Below are 10,033 nucleotides of genomic sequence, written 5' to 3' on the forward strand. Positions count from 1 at the left end.
CTGTCGCCGACCTCCATGTCGATGACGACGGCACCGCCGCCCGGCACATGATAGCGCTCGCTGCCCGGCAGAAGCAGTCCGGGCTGGAAGATCAGACTCGGACGCGGCGGACCGGATACAATGGCGGGATAATCCCTACCTGTCACAACCATCGCCGTCCTCCCTGCAACAGTCTGTTCGTGGTTTGCGAGAGGCTAATGATCGGCTGTGAACGAGTCCCCCGTGATACGTGAAAGTGATCGCTCGGGATGTGAAAAATTGTGATCGGCTAGCGCACCTCGAATGTCGGCTTGAACCAGGCCGGGGCAAGGCTGCGTTCGACGTCGAGTGAATGCACATTCTTCCGATCGATCACTTCCACCGGTGGTCCGACATGGCGATAGCGCAACGTGCCTTCGATGGCCCGGATCGCTTGGTCGACCGCGATACGCCCTTGAAGCGGAGGCGAGTCGGTGGGAGCTGCGACCACTTTCCCACGGTTGATCTCGCGGAAAGTGCCGTGCGTGAAATAGTCGGCGAGGATTTGCACGTGGTTGGCGCGGCCCTGAGCCCGCAGCAGGCTGACTGCTGCGTCCGCTGTCGGTGCGCTGCCGACGACATAGTCGATGTCCGGCTGAGCTTCGAGCACTTCCTCGAGCAGCAGCAGCTGGATCTCGACGCCCGTGTCGCCCCATTTGACAGCCGTGACGTTGGCCGAACTTTGCTTCAATGCCCGCTGGAAACCGGCTTCGACAAACTTGACCCAGCCCGCCCCCTTGGGTCCCGGGAACCAGGCGACCCGGACGGGTATCGTGCCAGCGGGATGCAATCGAGCGAGATAGGCGCCGACCGACTGGCCCATCTCTTCCCAGGAAACGCCTGTCTTGGCTGAAATGCCGGCGTCGTCAATATCGTTGACCGCTGCGATGACAGGGATACGCTTGGCGATTTCCTTGATCGTCGACGTAAGGCCCTCATAGGAGACTGTGCCAACGACCAGCGCATCGGCATCGATGCTACAGGTACGGATCTGCTCGATCTGGCGTTCCAGATTCGGATAGCCACCAGCTTCGACGACGGTCAGTTTGACGCCTGACGAACGCGCCTGTTCGACCATGCCGTAATTGACGCTGACCCAGTATGAATCCTTCAAGTGCGGATAAGAAGCGCAGATATGCCACGGCTTTGCCGCGCGCGCGACCGGCTCATAATCGATCATCGTTGGGGCCCGTGAATAGTCGAAAGGCGGCTCCCAGGCGTTGAGCTTCCAACTTGCCTGCGCCGCAATGGCGGATTGGGAAACGCCCAACACCGCAATGACGATCGCGATCACGCTCGGGAATTGGCACAATGCAGGCAGCTTCATTCCCGCACGCTAGACAGCTTACGTTCGCAGCGCAAACCATGGTTAAATGAACCATGGTTCGTCGGCTCGGTATCGGCGGGAGGCTGTTCCTCGCCTTCCTGTGCATCACTGGTCTATCCCTGACATCCGGCATCGTCAGCTGGCTGATCCTGCGCAACATTGCCGACGCGCAAGCCGTCGTGAACGCCCAGGCGTTGCCGGCCGTGGCGGCGACGCAGCGCACGGCAGAACTCAGTGCTAAGCTGATTGCGACCGCTCCGGCGCTTGCGGCGGTGCATTCCCGGGACGACCTGCTGAGCGAGCAGACACAGCTCGCTTCGCTCTCCCAGGAGATCGTGAAATCGCTAGCCGAAGTCCGGCGACTCGCCATTGATCCCGACCTTATCGAAGCCTTTGCCGGATCAGTCGAGAAGATGCTGGCAAATCTCAAGCAGAACAACGAACTCGTGCGGCAACGGCTGGAGGAGGACAAGGCCTATCGCGACAGTGCCCAAGCTACCGCGGACGCGGCGCAGTCGATCCTCCAGTTGTCGGAGACTCTGATTTCCAATGCCTCGGCCGGAGCGTCCGCGGTGACGGCCAATCTCTATGGGTTGATCGGAGATCCGACGCGGCGCGAGGATGCTTACACCGCGCTCGACCGGCTGATCGAGCACGACATCTATCTGATGGAGCGCATGTATGAGCTTCGCCATCGTAGCGCGCAGATCAGTCTGCTCATCAATCGACTGGGTCGTGCCGAAACGAGGGCCGAGATCGCCGAGATCAGCGGCATCTTCCAGGAGCATGTGAAAGTCATCAAACGACGCATCCTCAGCATAGACGATCCTGTGCGGCGCAAGCAGGGCCAGGAACTGTTCGGCGTCATCGAGGCAGCCGCCGGAAATGTACCTGTCGCGGCCTCGATCTTCGGGCGTCGCGAGAGGGTCGTGGATATTGCTGGTCACCTGGACGCGTTGGCTCAAGCCAATCGAGACCTCGCTGTGACGCAGAACCAGATTGCGCGCACTATTCTCGACCGTTCCGACGACTTCGCCAGGACGACGGCCGAACGCGCCGACAACGCAGTGCGCATCGGTGTCATCCTGCTCGTGGTGACCCTATTAGGTGCTGTCCTCGCTTCCGGTGCCATCGTCTGGTTCTATGTCGAACGCAATCTCGTTCGCCGCCTCAGTGGCCTGTCGCGGGCGATGCAGCGGTTGACCGCAGGCGATCTCGAGGTCGCAGTCGCCGAGGAGGGTGACGACGAACTGCGCACGATGGCGGTTGCGGTCAACCAGTTCCGTGACGAGTCGCGCAGGCGTCTCGAACTCGAACAGGAACGTGAGCGCATCACCGACGAGCTCGGTCGGCATCGCGAGCAGTTGCAGCAACTGGTCGAGGAACAGACCGAGCAGATCCGGCTGGTCAACAAGCGCTTGCGCCAGGAGGCGGTAGAGCACAACGAGGCGCGGGCACGTGCCGAACAGGCAAACAATGCCAAGTCGGCATTCCTGGCCACCATGAGCCATGAAATTCGCACGCCGATGACCGGCATGCTCGGCATGATGCGCCTGCTGGCGGATAGCAAACTTGCGCCCAAGCAACGGCAATACCTCTCGGTCGCGACCAGTTCGGGCGAGGCGCTACGCGGCATTCTCAACGCTATCCTCGACTATTCAAAAGTCGAGACCGGCAATGTGGCGATCGACAAGGTCGACTTCGATCTGGCCAAACTCGTCAGAGGGATCGTCGCATTCATGAGGCCGATGGCAGCCGAGAAAGGGCTTGATCTCAGGTTCGTCTGCGATGCCAAGCTGGGGCGCGCCTTCAATGCTGACGCCGGCAAGTTACGCCAGATTCTGTTCAACCTCATCAACAATGCGATCAAGTTCACCGAGCGCGGCCATGTGCTGGTCGATGTCACCGTCATGGCCAACCGCAAGCGAGTCCAGTCGCTTCGGATTGCCGTTTCCGACACGGGCATGGGCATCGCGCCCGAGCGTCAGCAAGACGTCTTCCAGCCGTTCACGCAGATGGATGCATCCGTGACGCGTCGTTTCGGAGGCACGGGGCTCGGCCTCACCATCAGCCGCAAATTCGCCCACCTCATCGGCGCGAATCTTACGGTTTCTTCCCAGCCGGAGATCGGGAGCACATTCACTCTCGATATGGATCTGCCCAGGGCTGCGGTTGCAAGCCTTGGTGCCCGTCAGCACCAGCGCTTGCACCGCCGGACTGGAGCCGCACTAGACCTGCTGGTGGTCGAGGACGATGACGCGACGCGGATGGTGGCCAGCGAGGTGCTTGAAAAGGCTGGCCACCGGGTCAAGGCGGTGAGCTCCGGCTATGTCGCCCTGGAGGCCATCACCGAATTCAGGCCAGACCTCGTGGTCATGGACGTCAGCATGCCGGGCATGGACGGCATCGAAACCATGGACCGTATCCGCACTGTGCTCGCCATGCCGGATCTTCCGGTTGTCGCCATGTCGGCCCATGTGTTCAAGGCAGACATCGAACGTTATCTCGACGCCGGCGTCGATGCTTTCGTCGCCAAGCCTATCGTGCATGAGCACTTGCTCGACGCCATCGCTTCTCAGACAGGCCGGCAGGACGGGCAATCCACTGCATCCGCCGAAGCGCTCGACATGTTCGCCTGCAAGGCAGATATCGACGCCCTCGGTTCCGACGCCGTAAGGCGCCTGCATGAAATTGCCCATGACAGCTTGCCCAAACGCTTCAACTCGATGCATGCGGCAATCGCCTCTGGCGATCGCGAAACCCTTCGCGATCTTGCCCATGCCACGCGAAGCACTGCCGGATCCCTTGGTTTTCCTCGCCTTCTGGAGGCGGCGGAAACACTTGAGGCGGCTGCCGCACAGTCGCCGACACGTTTGCTCGGAACAATGGTGAAGGCCTGCGAATCGGCATTCGCCGACGGCGCGAGGCAATGGGAGGTCATGCTCGAAGCGTCGTTCGATCCAGCGTATCCGACGTGAAGCCGGGAACGGCAACGCTCTGTTGAACGGCATCAGGGGCGAAGAAATAGCCCTCACCGTGCGATGTGAGGATGATGCGCGGCGTGCGCGGATTGTCCTTCAGCTTGCGCCGGACGCGCCGGACCAGGACGTCGACAGTGCGGTCGCTGGCATCCCATTCCCGCCTCGATATCTCGTGCAGGAGGCGCTCGCGCGACAGCACCTGGCCGGGATTGGCCGTCAGCACCGCCAGCAGCTTGAATTCCGCGCCGGTGAGTTCGACGAACGTGCCATCGCAGGCCTGTAGCGTGCGCCGCACTACCTCGAGTGTCCAGCCATGGAAATGCCGCACGGCCAAGCCGGCATGCGGCTGCCTGTTTTTGCTGACGCGGCGTAGCAGACCTTTCACACGGGCCAGCAATTCACGGTGCTCGACAGGCTTGGTGACATAGTCGTCCGCGCCGATCTCCAGGCCCACCACACGGTCGACCATATCCGTACGGCCCGTCACCAGGATGATGCCAACATCGGAGCGTTCGCGCTGCTCGCGGGTAAGCCTCAGCCCATCCTCGCCAGGCAGATTGATATCGATCATCAGCAGGTCTGCCGGCTGCCTGCTCATGATGGCTCGCATTTGTTCGCCGTCACCGGCCTCGCTGACTTTATAGCCTTCCGCGAGAAAATAGCCCGCGAGCTTGGCCCGCGTGACCGGATCGTCCTCGACGATCACGATGTGATGCTGAACCCGCATGCCATCCTAAGCTCCCAACCCATTAACATCTTTTAACAAGCCGACGTACGACTTTTACACCTCGAGCGACACCGGTTCACTTCTCGCCGTTATCTTTGCAGGAATGGAGCGGAACTCCACCGGCCCGCAGAGGCCGCCCCGCTTTCCATGGGAACCAATGGCAGCATAAAGAAACGGGAGGTTCAATGAAGATTTTCACGAATGCCGCATCTGTGGCGGCAATCATGGCGTTTGCGGCCGATCCTATATTCGCACAGGATTCGACCGACGTCATCAAGATCCCGATCCACAACTGGTCGAGCCAGATCGTCGGCGCCCATATCGTCGGCAAGCTGCTCGAAAAAGGTGGCGCCAAGGTCGAGTATGTCTCGTCTGACAGTCAGGTCGTCTATACCGCCATGTGCGAAGGCGATGTCAGCCTCGAGAACGAGGTCTGGGAAGGCGCCTTTGGTGTCGCCTTCGAAAAGGTGGTCAAAGAAGGCTGCGTCATCGATGCCGCGACCCATGACGCCAAGACGCGCGAAGAGTGGTGGTATCCGTCCTATGTCGGCGAGCTGTGCCCCGGCTTGCCCGCGTGGGAAGCGTTGAATGCCTGCGCCGACAAGTTCGCGACGGCCGAGACCGCGCCCAAGGGGCGCTTCCTGGGTGGGCCTGTCGACTGGCTCAAGCATGACGCCGAACGCGTCGAGGCGCTCGGCATGAACTTCGAGGTCGTCAATGCCGGTTCGGCTGCGGCGCTGTGGGCGGAGCTCGCGTCCGCGGTCGAGCGCAAGGAGCCGATCGTCCTCTTCAACTGGACGCCGAATTTCGTCGAGGCTCTCTATGAGGGCAAGTTCGTCGAGTTCCCGGCCTATGATCCCAAGTGCAAGGACGATCCTTCCTGGGGCACGAACAAGGAACTTACCTACGACTGCGGTAACCCGAAGGACGGCTATCTGAAGATCGCCGCCTGGAAGGAGTTCCCGAACAAGTGGCCCAAGGCCTATGCGATCCTGCAGAAGGTCAACTTCTCGAACATGGACGTCGCCGTCCAGGCCAAGTTGGTCGACATCGACAACATGGAGCCCGAACAGGCAGCCGACAAATGGCTGGCCGATAACCAGGGACGTTGGCAAGGCTGGCTGACCGGCACCAACTGACCGGCGCATCTCCGCCCTGTCCCGGTGGCATCGCGACGCCCGTCGCGGGCGTGGTGCCACCGACCCATCGGTCGTTTTGGCGAGAGGCAGTTCCACGACATGTCCGAAACAAAACTCGCATGCCGTAACCTCTGGAAGTTATACGGCTCTGATCCCTCCGGCTTCCTGCGCGGCCAGCCGGGCACACCGTCCATCGAGACCATTCGCGCCGAGGGCTACATTCCGGCGGTCCGCGACGTGACTCTCGAGGTGATGACAGGCGAGATCCTTGTCGTCATGGGACTCTCAGGCTCAGGCAAGTCGACCCTGTTGCGCTGCCTCGCCCGCCTGATCGAGCCGACCGCGGGCGAGGTCATGTTCGAAGGACGTGACATCCTTGCCGCGAGCGAGTACGAGATGATCGACATCAGGCGGCACAAGATGGGCATGGTCTTCCAGCACTTCGCCCTGCTGCCGCATCGCACCGTGCTCGACAATGTCGCCTTTCCCCTTCAGGTGCGCGGCACTGATCGGCAGAAACGCGAGGCTCGCGCACGTGAAGTGATAGAACTGGTCGGTCTCAAGGGCCGCGAGGGCTATTATCCACGGGAGCTTTCCGGCGGCCAGCAGCAGCGTGTTGGCATCGCCCGTTCGCTCGCCGTCGGCCCCGACGTGTGGTTTCTCGACGAGCCGTTCTCGGCGCTCGATCCGCTCATCCGCCGCGAGATGCAGGACGAATTCCTGCGGCTGCAGCAGATGCTCAACAAGACGATCGTCTTCATCACCCACGACTTCGATGAGGCGATCCGCGTGGCCGATCGTATCGCCATCATGAAGGACGGCGTTGTTGAACAGCTCGGCACCGCCGAAGAACTGGTCACCCACCCGGCCACTCCTTATGTCGCTGAATTCACCCGCAACGTTCCCCACGACCGCCTTCTGTCCGTACGCGCCGTCATGGCGCCCGCATCTTCCCGCACACCCGAGACGACGGCGGTGCGAGCGCATGCGCTGCTCGCGAGCGTCGCGCGCCAGGTGTTGTCGTCGGAGCGGCCGGTCGATGTCGTCGATGACGCAGGCATGCTTGTCGGTACGCTAAGCCGCGATAGCCTGATCGATGCTCTCTACAGCGCCGAGGTGCCGGCATGAGCGCCACGACGCTGATCGCCTCAGAGCAGCACCAGGACAAGCCGAGTACGCCGCTGACGAAATCACTGATCGTCCTGTTGCCCTTCCTGTTCCTTCTGCTCGCGGCATCGATGCTACCCGATTGGGCCGTGCAGGTTCCAAAGAACCGGACGGTCCCGTTCGTGGATTGGGCCAACGTACTCGTCGAGCACCTGCGGGACGATACGGTCTTCGGGCTGTTCTCGTTTCGAGACCTGACGCGCGGCGCTGCCGAGCTTATAACCTGGCCACTGGCCATCGTCGAAGGACTGCTCGTGGCAGGCTTTCCCGCGATCGGGCTTCCCGCGATGCCCTGGCTCATGATCATGGGACTGGCCGGCTTGCTTGGCTGGCATCTCAGGGACTGGCGCCTTGCGCTGCTTTCAGCCGGCTGTGTCGCCTATATGGCGATCTTCGGCAAATGGGAACTCTCGATGATCACCCTGTCGGTGGTGCTGGTCGCAGCCCCTATTGCCGGCTTGATCGGCTTCGGCATTGGCATCCTCGCAGTGAAGAGACCGTGGTTCGAATCCCTCGTCGTGCCCTTGCTCAACGTGCTGCAGTCACTGCCGCATTTTTCCTACCTGATCCCGATCGCGGTGTTCATTGGCGTCGGCCACAAGGCCGGCGCCATCGCCACCGTGATCTTCGCCATTCCCCCGATGGCGCGCCTCACCATCCTCGGCCTCAAAGGTGTCGCCGAGGAGGTGCGAGAGGCAGGCAAGATGGCCGGCTGCACTCGTTTCCAGACTTTGTGGATGGTTGAGATCCCGTCCGCGCGCCAGTCGCTTCTGGTGGGTGTCAACCAGGTCATCATGCAGTGCCTGGCGATGGTGGTGATTGCTTCCTTCGTTGGCGCACGTGGTCTCGGTCACGACCTCCTGTTCCGGCTTCAGGCTCTGAAAATCGGGCAGGCGCTCGAAAACGGCGTCGCCATCGTGCTGATGGCGATCACGCTGGACCAACTGAGCCGTGCGGCTGCCTACAAGCAGCCTTCACATGTCGCGCCCGACGCGAGCTGGCTGCAGCGTTTCCCGTTCCTCGCTGCGGCCATTCTCGTCGTCCTGGGATCCCTCCTGCTGACGGCGATCACGCCCTATGCCCAGAACTGGCCTTCGCAGTTCACCCTGAGCACGGCACCCTTCTGGGATGCACTTGTACGATGGGTGACGGTGACGCTCTACGGTCCGTTACAGGTGCTGCGCAACGCCATGTTGCTCTACGTGTTGATCCCGATACGCGACCTGTTCCAGGGTATTCCGTGGACAGCGATAGCGGCGCTGGTCGCGGCAGCAGGCTGGGCTCTCGGCGGGCTGCGCCTCGCGCTCACTGTCCTCGGCTTCGTGCTGTTCATCGCCTTCGCGGGCTATTGGGAGCGGTCGCTCATCACTGCCTATATGGTGACAGTTGCAGTCTTGATATGCGTCATCATCGGCCTGCCGATCGGCATTTGGGCGTCACGCAGCGAACGCCGCACCGGTATTGCCAAGCTGCTGTGCGACACTTTCCAGACGTTTCCTTCGTTCATCTACCTGATCCCGGTGATCATGCTGTTCAAGGTCGGTGATGTCGCGGCGATCTCGGCGATCATCATCTATGCGCTGATCCCGATCGTGCGCTACACCATCTTCGGCCTGCGCAACGTGCCTGCGGAGATTGTCGAGGCCGGTATAACCTCGGGCTGCACGCGGCGGCAGCTGTTGTGGAACATCCGCATGCCGCTTGCCTTCCCCGAAATCATGCTCGGCATCAACCAGACGATCATGTTCGCACTGTTCATGGTCATCATCGCGGCCTTCATCGGCACCAAGGATATCGGCCAGGAGATATTCCGGGCGCTTACCTTCAATGACGCCGGCAAAGGTCTGGTGCTTGGCCTTTGCGTCGCCTTCATGGGCCTGACAGCGGATCAACTGATCACAGCCTGGGCGACGTCGAGGAAGCGCAGGCTGGGTCTGGCTTAAGCCTCCACATAAATTGATCCAGCGCCCGGCCAGCCGGCTGTCGGTGTTCAGCCGGCGCTAACAGCTTCATATCGACGCTATCCCACCGATAGGGTCGGTATGTTTTCATTGTCGGCAACGGCAGGCCCGATCGCTTATGATCGAGCCCTTTCCCATGCTCGCCTTTTGCTCTGCTGTTCTGGAATGGAAAAAAGGCGGATCGTTCAGGGAGTGGAACGATCCGCCTGTAAACGGCCTCAGGAGCGTGGTCTGGTCTTCTGCGGGTCGTAGTGGGCGAAGGGAACGACCCGGGCAGGAAGGCGCTTCTGGTGGCCGTCGAGCTTGCCGATCTCGACTTCGGTTCCGACTTCTGAATGGGTGATGTCTACCCTTGCCAGCGCGATGTTCTTGCCGAGGATCGGTGAGCGCATGGAGGAGGTGACCACGCCGATCTGGGCCCGGCCGATATGCACGCAGTCGCCATGGCCGACATCGACATTGCTGTCGATCTCCAGGCCGACGAGCTTGTGGATCGGGTTCTCCTTGCGCCGGATCAACGCCTCGCGGCCGATGAAGTCGTCGGTCTTCGATTTGAGCGGTACGGTGAAGGCGATGCCCGCCTCGAAGGGATCGGTCTGGTCGGAGAACTCGTAGCCTGCGAAGATCAGGCCCGCCTCGATGCGCACCATGTCGAGCGCCGCCAGGCCCATCGGCACCAGCCCGTGCGGCTGGCCGGCCTCCCAGACCGCGTC

At 61.5% G+C, this 10,033-nt stretch carries 7 protein-coding genes; 4 read left to right on the forward strand and 3 right to left on the reverse strand.

Going from position 1 to position 10,033, the window contains the following annotated elements; translation table 11 throughout:
- Positions 1–268 precede the first annotated feature (268 nt).
- Entirely contained in the window at positions 269–1,345 is a 1,077-nt protein-coding gene (gene torT, locus ACFWXH_RS31155) for a TMAO reductase system periplasmic protein TorT (protein ID WP_054308543.1), read from the reverse strand.
- 53 nt (positions 1,346–1,398) lie between these two features.
- Between torT and torS the strand changes: the two genes are divergently transcribed.
- Positions 1,399–4,323, forward strand: a complete 2,925-nt coding sequence (gene torS, locus ACFWXH_RS31160; RefSeq protein ID WP_379125300.1) for a TMAO reductase system sensor histidine kinase/response regulator TorS — start codon at positions 1,399–1,401, stop codon at positions 4,321–4,323.
- Here torS and torR read toward each other — a convergent pair.
- Entirely contained in the window at positions 4,283–5,053 is a 771-nt protein-coding gene (gene torR, locus ACFWXH_RS31165) for a two-component system response regulator TorR (RefSeq protein ID WP_379125301.1), read from the reverse strand. The two genes, torS and torR, sit on opposite strands and share 41 nt — an antisense overlap.
- 185 nt (positions 5,054–5,238) lie before the next feature.
- Here torR and ACFWXH_RS31170 point away from each other — a divergent pair, with 185 nt between their 5' ends.
- The 3 genes from ACFWXH_RS31170 (at position 5,239) to ACFWXH_RS31180 (ending at position 9,302) form a co-directional block, all read left to right on the forward strand.
- Entirely contained in the window at positions 5,239–6,192 is a 954-nt protein-coding gene (locus ACFWXH_RS31170; protein ID WP_379125302.1) for an ABC transporter substrate-binding protein, read from the forward strand.
- A 99-nt stretch (positions 6,193–6,291) separates the two neighbouring features.
- Positions 6,292–7,320 (forward strand): glycine betaine/L-proline ABC transporter ATP-binding protein, encoded by a 1,029-nt coding sequence (locus tag ACFWXH_RS31175; protein WP_379125303.1) that lies wholly within the window; start codon positions 6,292–6,294, stop codon positions 7,318–7,320.
- Entirely contained in the window at positions 7,317–9,302 is a 1,986-nt protein-coding gene (locus tag ACFWXH_RS31180; RefSeq protein ID WP_379125304.1) for an ABC transporter permease, read from the forward strand. Before ACFWXH_RS31175 ends, ACFWXH_RS31180 begins: the two co-directional genes overlap by 4 nt.
- Positions 9,303–9,538: 236 nt before the next feature.
- Here ACFWXH_RS31180 and ACFWXH_RS31185 read toward each other — a convergent pair.
- Positions 9,539–10,033, reverse strand: a 495-nt coding sequence (locus ACFWXH_RS31185; RefSeq protein ID WP_379125305.1) for a glycine cleavage T C-terminal barrel domain-containing protein, incomplete at its 5' end; no start/stop codon positions are given.

It is taken from the genome of Mesorhizobium sp. NPDC059054, assembly GCF_042739215.1.
Classification (GTDB): Bacteria; Pseudomonadota; Alphaproteobacteria; order Rhizobiales; family Rhizobiaceae; genus Mesorhizobium.